The 18,875-nt window shown below is 73.3% G+C and carries 22 protein-coding genes; 18 read left to right on the forward strand and 4 right to left on the reverse strand.

All coding sequences use genetic code 11. The features are described from left to right. Positions 1-186 precede the first annotated feature (186 nt). The 5 genes from V7E46_RS12755 to hisF are packed head-to-tail and all read left to right on the forward strand — an operon-like array spanning position 187 to position 2,910. Positions 187-339, forward strand: a complete 153-nt coding sequence (locus tag V7E46_RS12755; protein ID WP_167983691.1) for a hypothetical protein — start codon at positions 187-189, stop codon at positions 337-339. A gap of 9 nt (positions 340-348) precedes the next feature. Then, entirely contained in the window at positions 349-984 is a 636-nt protein-coding gene (gene hisH / locus V7E46_RS12760) for an imidazole glycerol phosphate synthase subunit HisH (RefSeq protein WP_333768514.1), read from the forward strand. 41 nt (positions 985-1,025) lie between these two features. Further along, positions 1,026-1,754, forward strand: a complete 729-nt coding sequence (priA, locus tag V7E46_RS12765) for a bifunctional 1-(5-phosphoribosyl)-5-((5-phosphoribosylamino)methylideneamino)imidazole-4-carboxamide isomerase/phosphoribosylanthranilate isomerase PriA (protein ID WP_333768515.1) — start codon at positions 1,026-1,028, stop codon at positions 1,752-1,754. After that, positions 1,751-2,155 carry a Rid family hydrolase gene (locus V7E46_RS12770; protein ID WP_329179833.1) on the forward strand — a complete coding sequence of 135 codons (405 nt, stop codon included), beginning with the start codon at positions 1,751-1,753 and terminating at the stop codon, positions 2,153-2,155. Before priA ends, V7E46_RS12770 begins: the two co-directional genes overlap by 4 nt. Then, on the forward strand, positions 2,152-2,910 hold the full coding sequence (gene hisF / locus V7E46_RS12775) for an imidazole glycerol phosphate synthase subunit HisF (protein WP_329179834.1): 759 nt from the start codon (positions 2,152-2,154) through the stop codon (positions 2,908-2,910). Before V7E46_RS12770 ends, hisF begins: the two co-directional genes overlap by 4 nt. A 5-nt stretch (positions 2,911-2,915) precedes the next feature. Here hisF and V7E46_RS12780 read toward each other — a convergent pair whose 3' ends face one another. Next, the gene (locus V7E46_RS12780) at positions 2,916-3,524 is read right to left on the reverse strand and encodes an O-methyltransferase (protein WP_333768516.1); all 609 of its coding nucleotides are present in this window, start codon (positions 3,522-3,524) and stop codon (positions 2,916-2,918) included. A 70-nt stretch (positions 3,525-3,594) separates the two neighbouring features. Between V7E46_RS12780 and V7E46_RS12785 the strand changes: the two genes are divergently transcribed. Together V7E46_RS12785 and V7E46_RS12790 are read left to right on the forward strand one after the other, a co-directional pair. Next, on the forward strand, positions 3,595-4,227 hold the full coding sequence (locus tag V7E46_RS12785; RefSeq protein WP_443054140.1) for a helix-turn-helix domain-containing protein: 633 nt from the start codon (positions 3,595-3,597) through the stop codon (positions 4,225-4,227). Positions 4,228-4,256: 29 nt separating this feature from the next. Further along, entirely contained in the window at positions 4,257-5,495 is a 1,239-nt protein-coding gene (locus V7E46_RS12790) for an MFS transporter (protein ID WP_333768518.1), read from the forward strand. Between the two features lie 410 nt (positions 5,496-5,905). On the opposite strand, the gene V7E46_RS12795 is transcribed toward V7E46_RS12790, so the two are convergent. Both V7E46_RS12795 and V7E46_RS12800 read right to left on the reverse strand, forming a co-directional pair. Next, positions 5,906-6,538, reverse strand: coding sequence for a TIGR03085 family metal-binding protein (locus V7E46_RS12795; RefSeq protein WP_333768519.1), 633 nt, complete (start codon positions 6,536-6,538; stop codon positions 5,906-5,908). Between the two features lie 53 nt (positions 6,539-6,591). Further along, complete coding sequence (locus tag V7E46_RS12800; protein ID WP_333768520.1) at positions 6,592-7,482, reverse strand: hypothetical protein; 891 nt, start codon at positions 7,480-7,482, stop codon at positions 6,592-6,594. A 159-nt stretch (positions 7,483-7,641) separates the two neighbouring features. On the opposite strand from V7E46_RS12800, the gene hisI reads away from it, so the two are divergent. Continuing rightward, entirely contained in the window at positions 7,642-8,001 is a 360-nt protein-coding gene (gene hisI / locus V7E46_RS12805; RefSeq protein WP_329179845.1) for a phosphoribosyl-AMP cyclohydrolase, read from the forward strand. Between the two features lie 11 nt (positions 8,002-8,012). After that, positions 8,013-9,518, forward strand: a complete 1,506-nt coding sequence (locus V7E46_RS12810; RefSeq protein WP_333768521.1) for an anthranilate synthase component I — start codon at positions 8,013-8,015, stop codon at positions 9,516-9,518. A 66-nt stretch (positions 9,519-9,584) separates the two neighbouring features. Here V7E46_RS12810 and V7E46_RS12815 read toward each other — a convergent pair whose 3' ends face one another. Then, on the reverse strand, positions 9,585-10,832 hold the full coding sequence (locus V7E46_RS12815) for a S53 family peptidase (RefSeq protein WP_333768522.1): 1,248 nt from the start codon (positions 10,830-10,832) through the stop codon (positions 9,585-9,587). 310 nt (positions 10,833-11,142) lie between these two features. Here V7E46_RS12815 and V7E46_RS12820 point away from each other — a divergent pair, with 310 nt between their 5' ends. From V7E46_RS12820 to lgt, 9 genes are all read left to right on the forward strand, one after another. Next, entirely contained in the window at positions 11,143-11,850 is a 708-nt protein-coding gene (locus V7E46_RS12820; RefSeq protein ID WP_443054141.1) for a TIGR02234 family membrane protein, read from the forward strand. A gap of 109 nt (positions 11,851-11,959) precedes the next feature. Next, entirely contained in the window at positions 11,960-12,241 is a 282-nt protein-coding gene (locus tag V7E46_RS12825; RefSeq protein ID WP_329179850.1) for an HGxxPAAW family protein, read from the forward strand. Positions 12,242-12,384: 143 nt separating this feature from the next. Beyond that, on the forward strand, positions 12,385-12,831 hold the full coding sequence (locus V7E46_RS12830) for a DUF2752 domain-containing protein (RefSeq protein ID WP_333768523.1): 447 nt from the start codon (positions 12,385-12,387) through the stop codon (positions 12,829-12,831). A gap of 158 nt (positions 12,832-12,989) precedes the next feature. Next, entirely contained in the window at positions 12,990-13,799 is an 810-nt protein-coding gene (gene trpC / locus V7E46_RS12835) for an indole-3-glycerol phosphate synthase TrpC (RefSeq protein ID WP_333768524.1), read from the forward strand. A 533-nt stretch (positions 13,800-14,332) separates the two neighbouring features. Continuing rightward, on the forward strand, positions 14,333-14,476 hold the full coding sequence (gene trpM / locus V7E46_RS33885) for a tryptophan biosynthesis modulator TrpM (protein ID WP_200804402.1): 144 nt from the start codon (positions 14,333-14,335) through the stop codon (positions 14,474-14,476). Between the two features lie 243 nt (positions 14,477-14,719). Then, positions 14,720-15,964: a tryptophan synthase subunit beta gene (trpB, locus tag V7E46_RS12840; protein WP_333768525.1), complete on the forward strand. Its 1,245-nt coding sequence runs from the start codon at positions 14,720-14,722 to the stop codon at positions 15,962-15,964. After that, positions 15,961-16,779, forward strand: a complete 819-nt coding sequence (trpA, locus tag V7E46_RS12845; RefSeq protein ID WP_333768526.1) for a tryptophan synthase subunit alpha — start codon at positions 15,961-15,963, stop codon at positions 16,777-16,779. The genes trpB and trpA overlap by 4 nt, the downstream gene beginning before the upstream one ends. 91 nt (positions 16,780-16,870) lie before the next feature. After that, positions 16,871-17,686 carry a DsbA family protein gene (locus tag V7E46_RS12850; RefSeq protein ID WP_333768527.1) on the forward strand — a complete coding sequence of 272 codons (816 nt, stop codon included), beginning with the start codon at positions 16,871-16,873 and terminating at the stop codon, positions 17,684-17,686. A 109-nt stretch (positions 17,687-17,795) separates the two neighbouring features. Beyond that, positions 17,796-18,830 (forward strand): prolipoprotein diacylglyceryl transferase, encoded by a 1,035-nt coding sequence (lgt, locus tag V7E46_RS12855; protein ID WP_333768528.1) that lies wholly within the window; start codon positions 17,796-17,798, stop codon positions 18,828-18,830. Positions 18,831-18,875 lie beyond the last annotated feature (45 nt).

The following is an 18,875-nucleotide window of genomic DNA, read 5'->3' on the forward strand; positions in this document are numbered from 1 at the left end:
CAATCACAGTGAGCGACGCACGCAAGGCCACTCGGCCGCAGTCAGGGCTCGGCGCAAGCGGTTGCCGCGCGGGCGGAGAAGCGAACGGACAATCACAGTGAGCGACGCACGCAAGGCCACTCGGCCGCAGTCAGGGCTCGGCGCGAGCGGTTGCCGCGCGGGCGGAGAAGCGAACGGACAATCACAGTGAGCAAGGGATCGACCCTCTTCATACTGCTGGGCCTGTTCCTGGCGGGCGGGGTGTACTCGTTCTGGCAGCAGAAGCAGTCCAAGAGCCTGATCGCGCTGCTGGCGATCGGATCGGTGATGGCACTCGTCACCGGTCTGCTCCAGCTCTAGGGGGCCGGGATGAGCAAGAGCGTCGTCGTCCTCGACTACGGATTCGGCAACGTCAGGTCCGCCGAGCGCGCCCTCGCGCACGCCGGCGCCGAGGTCGAGATCACCGCCGACTTCGACCGGGCGATGCGGGCCGACGGCCTGCTGGTGCCCGGCGTCGGCGCGTTCGCCGCCTGCATGGCCGGACTCAAGGGCGTACGGGGCGACTGGATAGTCGGGCGGCGGCTGGCCGGCGGCCGGCCGGTGATGGGGATCTGCGTCGGCATGCAGATCCTCTTCGCCCGCGGCATCGAGCACGGCGTGGCGGCCGAGGGCCTGGACGAGTGGCCCGGCACCGTCGAGCCGCTGCGGGCCCCGATCGTCCCGCACATGGGCTGGAACACGGTGAAGGCCGCCGAGGGCTCCCGGCTGTTCGCGGGCGCGGACGAGGACGCCCGCTTCTACTTCGTGCACTCCTACGCGGTCCGCAGCTGGCACCTGGAGACGCAGAGCGAACGCATCAGCAGCCCCCGGGTCAGCTGGACCACCCACGGCGAGCCGTTCGTGGCCGCGGTGGAGAACGGGCCGCTGTGGGCCACCCAGTTCCACCCGGAGAAATCCGGCGAGGCAGGCGCCCTGCTGCTCGCCAACTGGCTCGACACCCTCTAGACCCGCCGCCCACCGATCCCACCCGCAAGGACGCACATCCGATGACCAAGCTGCTCGAACTGCTCCCCGCCGTCGACGTCAGGGGCGGCCAGGCCGTACGCCTCGTGCACGGCGAGTCCGGTTCCGAGACGTCGTACGGCGACCCGCTCGCCGCAGCACTCGCCTGGCAGGACGCGGGGGCCGAGTGGCTGCATCTGGTGGACCTCGACGCGGCCTTCGGCACCGGCGACAACCGGGCGCGTATCGCCGAGGTGGCCCGCACGATGGACATCAAGGTCGAGCTGTCCGGCGGCATCCGCGACGACGACACGCTCGCCGCCGCGCTCGCCACCGGCTGCACCCGGGTCAACCTGGGCACGGCCGCGCTGGAGAGCCCGGAGTGGGTCGCGAAGATCATCGCCGAGCACGGCGACCGGATCGCGGTCGGCCTCGACGTGCGCGGCACCACCCTGCGCGGCCGGGGCTGGACCCGGGACGGCGGCGATCTCTACGAGACGCTGGCCCGGCTGGACTCCGAGGGCTGCGCCCGCTACGTCGTCACCGACATCGCCAAGGACGGCACCCTGCAAGGGCCCAACCTGGAGCTGCTGACCCAGGTGTGCGCGGTCACCGACCGCCCGGTCGTCGCGTCCGGCGGTGTCTCCAGCCTCGACGACCTGCGCGCCATCGCTTCTCTCGTCCCACGGGGTGTGGAAGGCGCGATCGTCGGCAAGGCGCTCTATGCGAAGGCGTTCACTCTCGAAGAGGCCTTGGAGGCAGTTTCACGATGACCGGATCCCCCGCGGTACGGCGCGAGCAGTCCGACAGTCCACTGGAGGAGACCATCGGCTTCGCCCGGGCCGTGGCCGCGGGGGACAGGGTGCTGGTGTCGGGCACGATGCCGCTGGTCGACGGCGAGGTACGCGGCGAGGGCAGCCCGTACGAGCAGGCGCTGCTGGCCTTCCGCAACGCGCTGGCAGCGCTGGAGCCGTTCGGCCTGGGGCCGGACAGTGTCATCCGCACCCGGATGTACATGAGCCACGCCGGGGACGCCGACGACGTGGGCCGCGCCCACCGGGAGCTGTTCGGCGCGGTCCGGCCGGCCGCGACGCTGGTCGTGGTGGCCGGGTTCATGGACTCCCGGGTGCTGGTGGAAGTCGAGATCGAAGCTTTCCGAGGAGACATCGAATGACCCTGGCGGTGCGCGTCATCCCCTGCCTGGACGTGGACGGCGGACGGGTCGTGAAGGGCGTCAACTTCCAGAATCTGCGCGACGCGGGCGACCCGGTCGAGATGGCCCGGCTCTACGGCGCCGAGGGCGCGGACGAGCTGACCTTCCTGGACATCACCGCGTCCTCCGGCGACCGGGAGACCACCTACGACGTGGTCCGCCGCACCGCCGAGCAGGTCTTCATCCCGCTCACCGTCGGCGGCGGGGTGCGCAGCGCCGACGACGTCGACAAGCTGCTGCGGGCGGGCGCGGACAAGGTCGGCGTCAACACCGCGGCGATCGCCAGGCCCGAGCTGATCCGCGAGATTGCGGAGCGCTTCGGGCGGCAGGTGCTGGTGCTGTCGGTGGACGCCCGCCGCAATGCCTCGGGCGAGGGCTTCGAGGTCACCACGCACGGCGGCCGGCGCGGGACCGGTATCGACGCCGTCGAGTGGGCCGAGCGGGCCGCGGCGCTGGGCGCCGGGGAGATCCTGCTCAACTCGATGGACGCGGACGGCACCAAGGACGGCTACGACACCGAGATGATCGCGGCCGTACGGGCCCGGGTGTCCGTGCCGGTGATCGCGTCCGGCGGCGCAGGGCGGCTGGACGACTTCGCGCCGGCCGTCGCGGCCGGGGCCGATGCCGTACTGGCCGCGTCCGTCTTCCACTTCGGCGACCTGCGCATCCCCGAGGTCAAGTCGGCGCTGCGCTCCGCGGGCCACCCGGTGCGATAAGGCGCCTACCGCGCCGCGGTCCTCGTGCCGACCAGGACCGCGAGGTCCGGGGCCAGCGGGACCTCCACCGTGCGCAGCGCCGGATGGCCGAGCCAGTGCAGCCTGGCGGTGTCCGGCCGGCCGTCGTGGACGGGCGGGCGGCCCCGCGACGGGGTGAAGTCGTCGATGACCAGGACGCCGCCCGGCCGCAGCAGCTCGGCCGGGTCGGCCGCGGCACCGTCCGCCTTGCCCTGGCCGCCGCCGTCGAGGACGAGCAGGTCGAAGGGGCCGTGCTCGGCGATCGCGGTCCAGTCGGCGTGCCGCACGGTCACCCAGGGCGCGAGTGCGCTGAACAGGCCGGCCGCGGCCCCCGCGCGGTCGGCGTCGCTCTCGACGCTGACCGCGGTGGCGCCGTTGCGCATGCCGGAGACCAGCCAGGCCAGCCCCACCCCGCATCCGGTGCCGGTCTCGCCGATGCGCTCCGCGCCCGCCGCGAGCGCGTGCAGCAGCCGGCCTTGCTCCGGCCGGCAGGAGTAGGGAAAGCCGAGCCGGGTCGCGGTGCGGGCGGCGCGCTCCACCAGGGGCGGCAGATCACCGGGGCCACTGAGGTGCGCACGGGTGCCGTCGAGGGACATGGCGGCCATCCTGCCGGGACGCCCGGTGTGGACGGGTGCGATCAGGTGAGAAAGAAAGATTGCGCAAATCATGTTGCGCAACTTTTGTTGCACGTCTAGCCTCGATGCTGTGAACGATCAGGACCGCACCCAGCGCATCACCGACCTCGACGCCCTCAAGGTCTTCACCCACCCGCTGCGCATCCGGCTCTACCGCGCGCTGTTCACCGCCCGCACCGCCACCGCCTCCCACCTGGCCGACCAGGTCGACGAGGCGGTCTCGCTGGTCAGCTACCACCTGCGGAAGATGGCCGCGCACGGCTTCATCGTGGAGGCCCCCGAGCACGGCTCGGACGGCCGAGAACGCTGGTGGAAGGTCTCGGCGGAACGCGGATTCTCCTTCCGCAGCGCCGACTTCGACGACCGGCCGGAAGGCGCCGCCGTCCTCGCCCAGGTCACCCGGCAGCTGCTCGCCACCCGGGCCGAGCGCTACCAGCAGTATCTGGACCAGCTGTCCGCGTGGCCCCGCGAGTGGACCAACGCGTCCTTCAGCTCCGAATTCATGCCGCTGCTCACTGCGGCGGAGCTCCAGGAGATGGCCGACGAGATCGGCGAGCTGATGCAGCGCTGGACCGACCGCGGTCAGGCCGCGGAGGACGCGGGCAACACCGAGGGCCGCGAGCACGTGGCGGTCCAGATGTACGGCTTCCCCTTCCGACCCTGAGCCCGACCCCGACCGAGGAAGGCCGGTCCATGACGGCGACCGCGATACCCGCAACCGACTCCGCCGGCAGGCCCGCGTACCGGGACGGCAACGTCCTGCGCTGGCTCACCGCCTACACCGCGTCCCTGCTCGGCGACTCCGTCTACTTCGTCGCCCTCGGCTTCGCCGCCGCCAAGGTCGCACCGCCCGCCCAGGTCGGCCTGGTCATGGCCGCGGGCGCGGTGCCGCGGGCCGTCCTGATGCTCGGCGGGGGAGTGGTCGCCGACCGCTTCGGCCCGCGCCTGGTGGTCATCGGCAGCGACACCGTCCGCTGCGCGCTGATCCTCGCCGCGGCCGGCACGCTCGCGCTGGCCACGCCCGGACTGTGGCTGCTGGTCGCGGTGGCCCTGGTCTTCGGGGCCGTCGACGCGCTGTTCATGCCCGCGGTCGGCGCGCTGCCGCCCCGGATCACCACTCCCGGCCAGCTGGTACGCCTCCAGGGCCTGCGCGCGCTGACGGTACGGCTGGGCACCGTCGCGGGGCCGCCGGTCGGCGGGCTCGCGATGGGCCTGGGCGGGGCCGCGGCGGCCTTCGCCGTGGCCGGGGCGCTCTTCGCGACCTCCGTCCCGCTGCTGCTCACCACCCGGATCGCCCCGCTGCCGCCCGCGGCGCGGGCGCCCGCCCTCCAGGAGCTGCGCGACGGGCTCGGCTACATCCGCCGCCACCGGCTGGTCGGCCCGCTGGTCCTGTCGGGCGCGCTGTGCGAACTCGGCCTGGTCGGGCCGCTCAACGTCGGCATGGTGCTGCTCGCCGACCAGCGCGGCTGGGGAGCCGCGGGATACGGCTGGATCATCGCGGCGTTCGGCGCGGGCGCCGCGGCCAGCGCGCTGCTGCTGGCCGTACGCGGCCGGGTGCGGCGGGCCGGGGCCGTCCAGATCGGCACGCTTCTCGCCGGGTCGGCGGCGGTCGGCTTCATCGGCGTCGCCCAGGTGCTCGCCGCCGCGGTGGGCGTGGCCTTCCTGGCCGGGCTCATCTGCGGGGTCTGCGGGGGCCTGGCCGCCGCGCTCATCCAGACCGCCACCGATCCGGCGTACCTCGGCCGGGTCACGTCCGTCATGAGCCTCACCGGATTCGGGCTGGCCCCGCTGGCGTATCCGCTCTTCGCGGCGGCTGTCGGGGCTTTCGGGGCGCCCCCCGTCTTCCTGGCCAGCGCCGCGCTCGCCGCCCTGGGCGGTGCCTTCACCGCCCTCCTCCCCCCGGTCCGCACCGCCGAACTTCCCTGCGGGTGAGCTATCTCGGGGCCCCGGTGACCGTCGCACGTGCGGTGCGCCTCGGCTGGCCGCGCCCATGGGCTGCCACGTCCTGTGGCGTTCACCGTGCCGCTGCACTGAGGCTGGGGCGCGCAGTTCCGCGCGCCTCTTGGGTGGTGGCCGCCCGTATCCGCACGACGGTCCGTCGTGGCTTGTCGCGCAGTTCCCCGCGCCCCTGAGAGCGCTTGCCCTCTGCGGCAGAGGAACCGCGTTCCTGACGTGCGCCCTCCGCGGCGGAGGACGAGTCCCGAAGGGACGCGGGGAAGGGCGCGGCCGACAAGCACGCACCGCACCGGGCAGTCACCCGGAGGCGCGGGGAACTGCGCGGCCGGCCCCGCACCCGGGACAAGGGCCCGGGGCCGCCCGCGGGGGCTGGGCGGGGGGACCGGCTACACGCCGAGGCGAGCGGAATACGCCTCGGCGACCGCCGACTTCTCGCCTTCGGCGAGGACATCCGCCGCGGCCTGGCGGCCGAAGGCGAAGAGGGCCAGCTCCGAGGGCTCGCCGGTGACCGTCACGACCGGCGAGCCGCGGTGGGCGACCACGGTCTGCCCGTCGGGCCGGCGCAGGACCAAGCCGACGGGCGAGCGCCGCCCGAGGACGCGAGCCGCCCGCTCCAGCCGGGACCAGAGCGCGTCCGCGAAGACCGGGTCGACCCCGCGGGGCGTCCAGTCCGGCTGGGCCCGCCGCAGGTCCTCGGTGTGGACGTAGAACTCCACGGTGTTGGACGCCTCGTCCAGCTGCTTGAGCGCGAAGGGCGACAAGCGCGGCGGCCCGGTCCTGATCAGCTGGATCAGTTCCTCGTACGGCCGCCGCGCGTATTCGCTGCGCACTCTTTCCAGCCGGTCCGCGAGCTGCGGGACGATGAGCCCCGCGGCAGCGTCACCGCGGCGTTCGCGTACCACGACGTGTGCGGCCAGATCCCGGGCGGTCCAGCCCTCGCACAGGGTCGGCGCGTCGGGGCCGGAATGTTCCAGCAGGTCGGCGAGGAGCAGACGTTCACGCTGTGCATGGGTCGTCATGAGTCCAGGTTAACGACCCGCGGGCGCCGCGTCCGCTTCCCCCGCCCGTCGGCTCAGCTCAGCTTGCTGTGCAGCTTCTTGTTGTTCGAGCCGTCGTTGAGGCTGAGCGCGCAGGTGATGGTCTTGCGGCCCTGGAGCTGATAGGTGATCAGCTGCGGGTACAGCACATACTCGTAGTACGTGCGCCCGTCGGCCGGCACGTGCTTGTTGGCGTCCGACTTGCACAGGGCGAATGCCTTGTCCTCGATCGCCTGGTCGTCGGTGAAGCTGCCGGACAGCGTCTTGTTCGCGATCGACTGCGCGTCGTGCGCCGCGGTGCACGACACGGTGGTGACCGCGTCGATGGTGTGCGTCATCGAGGGCGCGTTGAAGCACTTGCCGGGCGTGACCGACACGTACGGCACCTCCTTCCCGTCCGTCTCCGACGGCTGCGGGTCGTCGGTGACCGACGGGAAGTCGGTCGGCAGGTCGAGGCTCGGGAAGTCGGTGGGAAGGGTGAAGCTGGGCGTCGGGACGGTCGGGACGGTCGGCATCGCGGTGAGCGACGGCACCGTCGTGGTGTCCTTGGCGCTCGGCTTGCCGTCGCCGCCGCCGCTGGAGGCGGCGATGCCGGCGACGATCGCGCCGACCACGACGACGGCCCCGACCGCGATCAGCACATTGCGCGTGGTGTTGTTCTTCGGCGGCTGCGGCGGCGGGTAGCCGCCGCCCGGGTAGCCGCCGGGGTAGCCGTAGTTCCCGCCGGGCGGGATCGGCGGTCCCGGCGGCGCGGGCGGGCCGTAACCGCCGCCCTGCTGCGGGTAGCCGTATCCGTCGTTGGGCGGCGGCGGACCGTATCCGTCGTTGGGCGGGGGCGGCGGGCCGAAGCCCTGTGGCGGCCCGAAACCGCCACCCTGCTCAGGGGGCGGCGGCGGACCATTGTGCGGCGGTGGAGGAAAACCCATGGTGGAAGGATGCCCCATACGGGTGACGTCGGCGGGTAACAACCCTGCGACAGGTGGGTGACGGGTCAATCCGCCTATCCCCTTTGCCGGTTATTGACGATTTTCAGCATCCGGACACCGCATTTCCGCCGCCGCCGCGTCCGGCGGCATGATGGACGCATGCCCGCGACCTCGCTCGACCCCGCCATCGCCGCCCGACTCAAGCGCACCGCCGACGGCCTGGTGCCCGCTGTCGCCCAGCAGTACGACACCGGTGAGGTGCTGATGCTGGGCTGGATGGACGACGAGGCGCTGCACCGCACGCTGACCACCGGCCGCTGCACGTACTGGAGCCGCAGCCGCCGTGAGTACTGGGTCAAGGGCGACACCTCGGGTCACGTCCAGCACGTGAAGTCGGTCGCGCTGGACTGCGACGGCGACACCGTGCTGGTGAAGGTCGACCAGGTCGGCGCGGCCTGCCACACCGGCGACCGGACCTGCTTCGATTCCGCCGTCCTGCTGCCCGCGCCGGGCCAGTAGTGTCTGCGGCCATGGACCTCGATACGTTCCGCAAGCTGGCGGTGGACCGCCGTGTCATCCCGGTCAGCCGCCGGCTCCTCGCGGACGGCGACACGCCGGTCGGGCTGTACCGCAAGCTCGCCGCCGAGCGGACCGGCACCTTCCTGCTGGAATCGGCCGACACCGCCTCCAACAGCGGGGCGGGCGGCGGGTCCTGGTCGCGCTACTCCTTCGTCGGCGTGCGGTCCGCCGCGACGCTGACCGCCCGCGACGGGCAGGCGCACTGGCTCGGCAGCCCGCCGGTCGGCGTCCCCACCGACGGCGACCCGCTGGCGGCGCTGCGCGCCACCGTCGAGGCGCTGCACACCCCGCGGGACCTCACCTCCGGCATGCCGCCCTTCACCGGCGGCATGGTCGGCTACCTCGGCTACGACATCGTGCGCCGCCTGGAGCGCATCGGGGACAGCACCCACGACACGCTGCGGCTGCCGGAACTGACCATGCTGCTGACCTCCGACCTGGCGGTGCTCGACCACTGGGACGGCACCGTGCTGCTGATCGCCAACGCGATCAACCACAACGACGAGGACACAGGCGTCGACGAGGCCTACGCCGACGCGGTCGCCCGGCTCGACGCGATGCAGGCCGACCTGGCCCGGGCCGTACCGCAGCAGCCGACCGCACTGCCGGAGTCGGTCGACTCCGCGGTCAGCTGGGCCTGGGGCGGCGAGGAGTTCACCGCCGCGGTCGACGACATCAAGGAGCGCATCCACGCGGGCGAGGCCTTCCAGGTGGTGGCCTCCCAGCGGTTCGAGACCGCGTGCACCGCGAGCGCGCTCGACGTCTACCGGGTGCTGCGGACGACCAACCCGTCGCCGTACATGTACCTGCTGCGCTTCGACGGCTTCGACGTGGTCGGGTCGAGCCCCGAGGCGCTGGTCAAGATCGAGGACGGCCGGGCGATGCTGCACCCGATCGCGGGCACCCGGCCGCGCGGCGCGACCCCGCAGGCCGACGCGGCGCTCGCCGAGGAGCTGCTCGCCGACCCCAAGGAACGCGCCGAGCACCTGATGCTGGTCGACCTCGGGCGCAACGACCTGGGCCGGGTGTGCGAGCCGGGCAGCGTCGAGGTGGTCGACTTCATGTCGGTGGAGCGCTACTCGCACGTCATGCACATCGTCTCGACCGTCACCGGGCAGGTCACGGCGGGCAGGACCGCCTTCGACGTGCTCACCGCGTGCTTCCCGGCCGGGACCCTGTCGGGCGCGCCCAAGCCGCGCGCCATGCAGATCATCGAGGAGCTGGAGCCCACCAGGCGCGGTGTCTACGGCGGCTGCATCGGCTACCTGGACTTCGCGGGCGACTCCGACACCGCCATCGCGATCCGTACCGCGGTACTGCGCGACGGCGTCGCCTATGTGCAGGCGGGCGCGGGCATCGTGGCGGACTCCGACCCGGCCGCCGAGGACGCCGAGTGCCGCAACAAGGCGGCGGCGGTGCTGCGGGCGGTCGCGACCGCCAACGTGATGCACGGCTGAGGCACCCGTGCCAGGACGCGCGAGGGCGGGGCGGCCGCCATGCCCGCCCCGGCCGTCGCCCGCGTGTCAGCCCGCGAAGGCCGCGACGCCGTCGGGGGTGCCCAGGCCGGTCGGCCCGTCGTAACCGGCGACGCCCGTGCACAGGTACGAGCCCGCGCACTCGCCGTTCGTACCGCTCGCCACGTCGTTCAGCCCGCCGCCGTGCGCGTACGGGAAGGCCGCCGGGTACGAGCCCTCGGACGGCTGCCCGGCCAGCGCGTAGATCGAGGCGATGATCGGCGCGGAGGCGCTGGTGCCGCCGAAGACCTCCCAGCCGCGGTCGTTGCCGTAGGTGTCGTAGACCGCGACACCCGTGGCCGGGTCGGCGACCGCGGACACGTCGGCGACGGTACGGCCGGCGCACTCGCCGTCCTGCTGCCAGGCGGGCTTGGGGTCGTAGGACGAGCAGCCGGAGCCCGCCCCGCCCCACACCGTGTCGGACCAGCCGCGAGCGCTGGTGTCCTGCTGGAGCGAGGTGCCGCCGACCGCGGTCACGTACTGCGAGCCGGCCGGGTATTCCACGCCGTAGCCCGCGTCGCCCGAGCTGGCGGTGATGGCCACGCCCGGGTGGTCGAAGTACTGGCTGTCGTAGCTGCTGTCGGCGCCGGACTCGCCGCCGCCGTAGCTGTTCGACACGTACTTCGCGCCCAGCGCCACCGCGGTGTTGACGGACTCACCGAGGCTGGTCATCGCCGAGTTGTCCGCCTCGACCAGCAGGATGTGGCAGGCCGGGCAGGTCGCGCTGACCATGTCCAGGTCGAGGGATATCTCCTCGGCCCAGCCCGGGTCGGGCACCGGCGGCGTGGCGCCGCCGCTCTGGCCGGCCTTGCGGAAGCAGCCGTTGCCGGTGGTGCAGGCCGGCAGGCCGTACTGCGAGCGGTACACGGCGAGGTCCGCCTCGGCGTTGGGATCGTCGTAGGCGTCCACGATCGCCACGGTGGCGCCGTCACCGCCGGTGCCGGGAAGGGCGTAGGCGCCGCGCAGCTCGGTCGGTCCGTAACCCGGCGGGATGGCCGCCGGGTGCGCGGAACGCGCCGCGGGCGCGAGGGAGTCGGCGCCGCTGGTCACCTTGAGCGCCTTGCAGGCCATGACGTCGACCGCGGTGCTGACCGAACAGGAACGTGCCGTGGTGAGCCGGTGCGAGGGCGCCTGCTGCGGCTGCGCGCCGGCGGACGGTGCGAGGGCGACCAGCCCCGCCGCGGTGAGCCCGGCGGCCGCGACGAGGGCCGGCCATGTATGGCTCGCTTTCCGCGGTGTGGTGTGGGGGGTGTGCAAGTGCGGCCTCCTGTGGGGGGAGTGTGGTGTGTGATGCCCCTGCGCTCATTGGGGGAGCGGAGGGATGGCCGCGAACGTATGGTGACCGGCGCACGTCAACAAGGCGGGATACTGGACGAGTCGGAAGCTATACCGCCGCTTTACCCGCTGTTGGCGGGAGTTGGCGCTTTCCTGACCTGCTCGTGACCGTTGTGGAGGCATGGAATCCGCTTGCCCCGGTTCATCCCGCGGGGCGGCACCCCACCCGGTACGCACCGCCCTGGGTCCCCCCGGCCGAGGCCGCCGGACACCGGCAGGGGATAGTGGACGGGTGACCTCCGTCCCGCAGCAGCCCCACCCAGGACCGGCCCTCGCAGCAGAGCGGGACGCCGAGCCGTCCGACGTGCCCGTGACACCGCGCCGCGGCGGCGTCAGGACACTCGCCGCCGCGCTGCCCGCCGGCGCGGTCGGCGCGAGCCTGGTGCTGGTCGCCGCGGGCAAGACCTGGTCGCGCGGCTTCGCCGCCTTCGGCCGGACCAACCTCCCGGTGCACGCCACCGGCACCGACACCACCGCCCTGCCCGGCGCCCTCGCGCTGGTCGCGCTGGCCTCGCTCGTCGCCGTCTTCGCGGTGCGCAGGACCGGCCGCTACGCCGTCGCGGGGCTGCTCGCCCTCAGTGGGCTCGGCGTCGTCGTCATGGCACTGGCCCGGCGCGGCGACCACGCGGCACTGGACTCCGCCGCCGCGTCCACCGCGGGCCTCGCCCACGCCACCGCCACGCACGCCAGCACCACCTCCTGGCCGCTGGTCTCCGCCGCCGGCGGCCTGCTCCTGCTCGCCGCCGGACTGCTCGCGCTGCGCTACGGCCCGACCTGGCCCGCGATGTCCAGCCGCTACGACCGCCCGGGCACCCGCCGGCCGGTCCGCGCCAGGGCCGCCGCGTCCGCCGCCGCGGCCGGCCGGCCCGTGCCCGTCGACCCGGACCGGGCCGAGGACCTGTGGAAAGCCCTCGACCGCGGCGAGGACCCCACGGGGTAGTACCCGCCGGGCCCGACCCCCGTGCGTGGTCGCCCGCCGATGCGCGTAACAATGGGGGACGACGTGGGAGGCGACGGACGCCTCCTACCGGGAGCATCAGGGAGTATTCATGGCGGCCCACCACGACCACGGACACACCCCGGCCGCCTGGACCGGAGTGATCATCGCCTTCGTCGGCTTCTGCGCCGGCGGCGTCTTCATGGTCGCCGCACAGCCGGTCCCGTTCTGGGGCAGCATGGGCGTGATCCTGCTCGCCCCGCTGGTCGGCGGCATCATGAAGATGATGGGCCTCGGCCGCAAGGAGGAGCCGCAGGTGCGTAACGCACCCGCGCGGACCGCGGAGCAGCCGCCGGCGGACCAGCCGCAGGGGGAAGCCGCGGCGCACGCCTGATCCCGCCCGGCACGGGGGCCGCGTACGCGTGATCCCGTCCGGCGTCGGTATTCGGGTCGTGTACGCCTGACCCCGCCCGTCGCCCCGCCACCTGGCGCAGCCGCGCGCTGCGCCCTGGTGCGTACCGGGGCAGAATCGTCGCCGTGACCTCCTACCGGGCCGCGGCGGCCCCCACCGGCCGGCCCGCCCGGCGTGGCGCGCTGCGCCGAACGGCCGTACCGCTCGGCGTGCTCGGCGCCGTCGCCGCCGGCTTCGGCTACGTCGCCGCCGTCGACCCGGGGCAGCCCGGCCACTATCCGGCCTGCCCGCTGCTGTATTACACCGGCGTCTACTGCCCCGGCTGCGGCGGCCTGCGCGGCGCCCACGCGCTGGCCCACGGACACCTCGGCGCCGCGCTGGGCTGCAATGCCGCCGCCGTCGCCGGATACGCCGTCTTCGCCGTCGTTTGGGTGATCTGGCTGATCCGCTCCCTGCGCGGCAGGGCCTTCGAACCGGCGCTGCGGCCCGGCGTCCTCTACGCCCTGTGCGGGCTGCTGCTGGCCTTCACCGTGATCAGGAACCTGTCCTTCGGTACGGCGCTCGTGCCCTGAGGCGTCCACCGGGACGGGGCAAGATTGTCCAGGTGGTGGGATCCGCGATCACCGGATGCGGGGTGACGGGCCGCCGCCCGATACCATCGCAGTGCCGGTGGTTTCCACCACCAGCCCGATCATTTCGCTGCACGGCCGGCCGGAAGAGGAGCTCCCGCGTGAGTGTGCTCGACGAGATCATCGACGGAGTCCGCGCAGACCTCGCCGACCGGCAGGCCAGGGTGTCCCTCGACGAACTCAAGGAGCACGCCGCCAAGGCGCGGGACGCCAGGGACGGCGTCGCCGCGCTGCGCGGCGAGGCCGTCAAGGTCATCTGCGAGGTCAAGCGCTCCAGCCCGTCCAAGGGCGCGCTCGCCGCGATCGCCGATCCGGCGGGCCTGGCCGCGGACTACGAGGCGGGCGGCGCCGCCGTCATCAGCGTCCTCACCGAGCAGCGCCGCTTCGGCGGCTCGCTCGCCGACCTTGAGGCGGTACGCGCCAAGGTCGACATCCCGATACTCCGCAAGGACTTCATCGTCACCGCCTACCAGCTGTGGGAGGCCCGCGCGCACGGCGCCGACCTCGCGCTGCTGATCGTCGCCGCGCTCGACCAGCCCGCGCTGGTCTCGCTCATCGAGCGGGCCGAGTCGATCGGGCTCACCCCGATCGTCGAGGTGCACGATGAGGAGGAGGTCGCCCGGGCGGTGGACGCGGGCGCGCGCATCATCGGTGTCAACGCGCGCGACCTCAAGACTCTGGAGGTCGACCGGGGGAATTTCGGGCGCATCGCGCCGGAGATTCCGGACCACATCGTGAAGATCGCGGAGTCCGGGGTCCGGGGACCGCACGATCTGATCGCCTACGCGAACGACGGGGCTGACGCGGTGCTGGTCGGTGAGTCGCTCGTCACCGGGCGCGACCCCCGTACCGCCGTCGCCGACCTCGTCGCCGCGGGTGCCCACCCGGCCCTCCGCCCCGGCCGCGAATAACGGCTCCGCCGCGCCTCGGGGGTTCACGCGTCTCCCGGCACGGTGGTTGTGCGTTCCCTCTTCGTCAGGGGGTGCCCCTCCGCTGTCGCGGGGTTCGGGGTGCCGTTGCGTCGGCGGATCCGCGTCCCCCGGGCGCGGGGGGTATGCGGTTCCTCTTCGGCCCGGGGGTGCCACTCCCCGGGCTCCGGGGTCCTGACGGTCCCCTTCGGCTGGGGGTGCCCGCCAGGGGCGCGGGGAACGGCGCGAGCAACCCACCACCGGCCGGTGGTCCGGAGCGGACCGAAGAGGGCCTTTGGGCCGGTGACGACCCGCGCCCCGGTGGGGGATGGCCGCGCAGTTCCCCGCGCCCCTGGTAGCGCGCCGCCTTCCGCAGAGGCACCCCCGGCAGCCCGCGGCCAGCGGATGGGCACCCCACGCCGCAAGGGAACCGCACGAGCCCCGCGGCCGGCGGATGGGCGCCGCCTGCGTAGGGGGCCCCTCCGCGGGGTACCGCGAGGCGGGACGGGGGGCAGCCGGGGGGTAGAGTGCGAGACGTGTCACTGGAATCGCGCCTCGCACCTGGGTGCCGCCCCCGCGGCTGCCGCGCCCCGGCCCGCCGTGTGCTGGGCCGCCGCGTGCGGTACGTGATCGGGTGCGAGCCCGGCCAGGTGAACGGCAGGCGATGGCGCCGCGGCTGAGCCGCCCCCGCCGCGTACCGCCGCGGGAACGCGGCACCGCACCCGCCCGCGTGCAGCCGCAGAAGTGCGGCACCGCGTACAGCCGCAGAAAAGCTGAGCGCACCCGCCCGCGTGCAGCCGCAGAAGTGCGGCACCGCGTACAGCCGTAGGAAACGGCACCGTCGTCCGGGGCGAGGCCCATGCGCCCGCACCCCGGCACGGGTACGGCATATTCCGATGGTCACCGTCACCAGGGGACACCCCATGCCAGAACACGACTTCTTCCTCCCCGACCCGGAGGGTCTGAGCCCCAGCGCCGAGGGCTACTTCGGCGCGTTCGGCGGAAAATTCATCCCGGAGGCGCTGGTCGCCGCCGTGGACGAGGTCGCCGCCGAGTACGAGAAGGCGAAGGCCGACCCCGCCTTCGCGGCCGAGCTGAACGAGCTGATGGCCAACTACACCGGCCGGCCCAGCGCCCTGACCGAGGTGCCGCGCTTCGCGGCCGAGGCGGGCGGGGCCAGGGTCTTCCTCAAGCGGGAGGACCTGAACCACACCGGCTCCCACAAGATCAACAATGTGCTGGGGCAGGCACTGCTGACCCGGCGGATGGGCAAGACCCGGGTCATCGCCGAGACCGGCGCGGGCCAGCACGGGGTCGCCACGGCCACGGCGTGCGCGCTGTTCGGCCTGGAGTGCACGATCTACATGGGCGAGGTCGACACCCAGCGGCAGTCCCTGAACGTGGCGCGGATGCGCATGCTGGGCGCCGAGGTCGTGTCGGTGACGTCCGGCAGCCGCACGCTCAAGGACGCGATCAACGAGGCCTTCCGCGACTGGGTCGCGAACGTCGACCGCACGCACTACCTGTTCGGCACCGTCGCGGGACCGCACCCCTTCCCCGCGATGGTGCGCGACTTCCACCGCGTGATCGGCGTCGAGGCGCGGCGGCAGCTGCTGGAGCGGACCGGGCGGCTGCCCGACGCCGCCGTGGCCTGCGTCGGCGGCGGCTCGAACGCCATGGGCCTCTTCCACGCCTTCCTGCCGGACGCGGGCGTCCGGCTGGTCGGCTGCGAGCCGGCCGGGCACGGGGTGGAGAGCGGGGAGCACGCGGCGACCCTGACCGCGGGTGAGCCCGGCATCCTGCACGGCTCGCGTTCGTACGTCCTCCAGGACGACGAGGGCCAGATCACCGAGCCGTACTCGATCTCGGCCGGCCTGGACTACCCCGGCGTCGGACCCGAGCACGCGTACCTCAAGGACGCCGGCCGGGCCGAGTACCGTGCCGTCACCGATGACGCGGCCATGCAGGCGCTGCGGCTGCTGTCCCGCACCGAGGGCATCATCCCGGCCGTCGAGAGCGCCCACGCCCTGGCCGGCGCCCTGGACCTGGGCCGCGAGCTGGGCCCCGACGCACTGCTGCTGGTGAACCTCTCGGGCCGCGGCGACAAGGACATGGACACCGCGGCCCGCTACTTCGGGCTGTACGACACCGCGGAGGCGGCCAAGTGAGCGGGCGCATCGAACTGCTGCAGGAGACGCTCGCCGCCGCGAAGGCCGACGGCCGCGCCGCCCTCATCGCGTACCTGCCGGCCGGCTTCCCGACCGTCGACGGCGGCATCGCGGCCGTCAAGGCGGCCCTCGACGGCGGCGCCGACATCGTCGAGGTCGGGCTGCCGCACAGCGATCCTGTACTGGACGGCCCGGTCATCCAGACCGCCGACGACATCGCGCTCAAGAACGGCGTCCGCATCGCCGACGTGCTGCGTACGGTCCGCGAGGCGCACGCGGCGACCGGCAAGCCGCTGCTGGTGATGACGTACTGGAACCCGGTCGACCGCTACGGCGCCGAGCGCTTCGCCGCCGAGCTGGCCGAGGCGGGCGGCGCCGGCTGCATCCTGCCCGACCTGCCGGTCGAGGAGTCCGAGGGGTGGCGGAAGGCGGCCGAGCAGCACGGCCTGGCCACCGTCTTCGTCGTCGCGCCCTCCAGCAGGGACGAGCGGCTGGCCAGGATCACCGCGGCCGGCTCCGGCTTCGTCTACGCGGCCTCGCTGATGGGTGTCACCGGCACCCGCGCCAGCGTCGGCGCGCAGGCGGCCGGCCTGGTCGCGCGCACCCGGGCCGCCACCGAGCTGCCGGTCTGCGTCGGCCTGGGTGTGTCCAACGCGGCGCAGGCCGACGAGGTCGCGGCCTTCGCCGACGGCGTGATCGTCGGCTCGGCCTTCGTCCAGCGCATCCTGGACGCCGACGGTGACGAGGCCGCCGGGCTCGCGGCGGTCCGCGCGCTGGCCGCCGAACTGGCCGAGGGCGTACGCAAGCGGGTCTGACGGTCACCCGTGGGAGCGGGTTTTGTCACTCCCGCGGGCGAAAAACGGCGGGGGGAGGCGCTGAGCGCCTCCTCCCGCCGTTGCGCTGGGCGTGAGCCAACGCAACAGTGACGGAAAGCGCAGCGCCCGCGAGGCCCTGCAGGAACAGCGCGCCCAGGAGCAGGCCAGGGCCAAGCGCAAGCGGACGCTCGTGGTGGCGGGCGGGGTGGTGGGCGTCCTCGCCGTCGCCGCCGTGATCGGCGTGGTCGTCGCCGACCACAACGACAACAGGGGCGACGCCATCGGCAGCCCGGCCGCCGCGCCCAGCGGAGCCACCGGCAAGGACAGCCTGGTGATCCCGGTCGGGGCCGCCGACGCGCCCTCGACCCTCACCATCTACGAGGACTTCCGCTGCCCGGCCTGCGACGCGTTCGAGAAGCAGTTCACGCCGACCATCCACGCGCTGGAGGACAGCGGACAGCTGCGCACCGAGTACCACCTGGCGACGCTGATCGACGGCAACCTCGGCGGCACCGGCTCGCTGAACGCCGCGAACGCCGCCGCGTGCGCCCAGGACGCGGGGAAATTCCGCGCCTATCACGACGTCCTCTACGACAACCAGCCCGACGAGCAGGACGACAAGTTCGCCGACAAGAACACGCTGATCACCCTGGCCGGCAAGGTTCCGGGCCTGAAGACGGCGCCCTTCGCCGACTGTGTGAACGACGGCACCCACGACTCCTGGGTGCAGAAGTCGAACGCGGCCTTCGGCAGCTCCGGCTTCAACGCCACGCCGACCGTCCTGCTGAACGGCAAGAGCATCTACGGCCAGGACGCCCAGCTCACCCCGGCCGGCCTCAAGCAGATGGTGAGCGCCGCCAACAGGGGCAAGCAGCCGGGAAAGGCCACCGCCACCCCGCCGTCCTGACCGGCTCCCCGCGGCGCCCGGGACCCGGCGCCGAGCGCCGCGCCGTTATCCATACGTAGCCGGGCGGGCTGCCGTCCACCCGTCCGGCACGGTAGCGTCGGACATTGCCATGGAACTCGCATTCATCCCCAGCCCCGCGCACGGCGTCGTCCACCTCGGACCGATCCCGCTGCGTGGCTACGCGTTCTGCATCATCATCGGCGTCTTCGTTGCCGTCTGGTATGGCAACAAGCGCTGGCTCGCCCGCGGTGGACGGGCCGGCACGGTTGCCGACATCTCCGTGTGGGCGGTGCCGTTCGGCCTGATCGGTGGCCGGCTCTACCACGTGATCACCGATTACGAGCTGTACTTCACCGACGGCAAGGACTGGGTCGACGCCTTCAAGGTGTGGCAGGGCGGGCTCGGGATCTGGGGCGCCATCGCCATGGGCGCGCTGGGCGCCTGGATCGGCTGCCGCCGCCGGGGGATCGCGCTGCCGGCGTACGCCGACGCCATCGCGCCGGGCATCGCCTTCGCGCAGGCCATCGGCCGCTGGGGCAACTGGTTCAACCAGGAGCTGTACGGCGGTCCGACCACCCTGCCGTGGGGCCTGAAGATCGACGCTGCGCACCGGCCGGACAACACGCCGGACCTGGCCACGTACCACCCGACCTTCCTGTACGAGTCGCTGTGGTGCGTCGGTGTCGCCCTGCTGGTGATCTGGGCCGACCGGCGCTTCAAGCTCGGCCACGGGCGGGCCTTCGCGCTCTACGTCGCCGCGTACACGGTGGGCCGGGCCTGGATCGAGCACATGCGGGTCGACTACGCGCACCGCATCCTGGGCATGCGTCTCAACGACTGGACAGCGATCGTGGTGTTCGTCGCCGCCGTCGCCTATCTGGTGCTGTCGGCCCGGCTGCGCCCCGGCCGTGAGGCGGAGGTGGAACCCGTCGCCGACAGCGTCCCGGCGCAGACCGCCGAGGACGGTACCGACGCACCCGCCGACGCGGACGGCACCGCCGGTGAGCTGGCACAAGCGCCCGCGGCCGACTCCGTGAGCGGATCACCGGGTGACGCGGCGGAGCCGTCCGACGACGAGCCGGAGTCGGCCGACGAGCCGTCCAAGGCCGCCGCGGGGCCGGCAAGCGGACCGGCCGCCACCTAGTTTCCGCAGGTCAGGACAGCCTTTCCTTGCTGGCGGGCGTCGCTC

Source organism: Streptomyces sp. IBSBF 2435 (assembly GCF_036815005.1).
Lineage (GTDB): Bacteria > Actinomycetota > Actinomycetes > Streptomycetales > Streptomycetaceae > Actinacidiphila.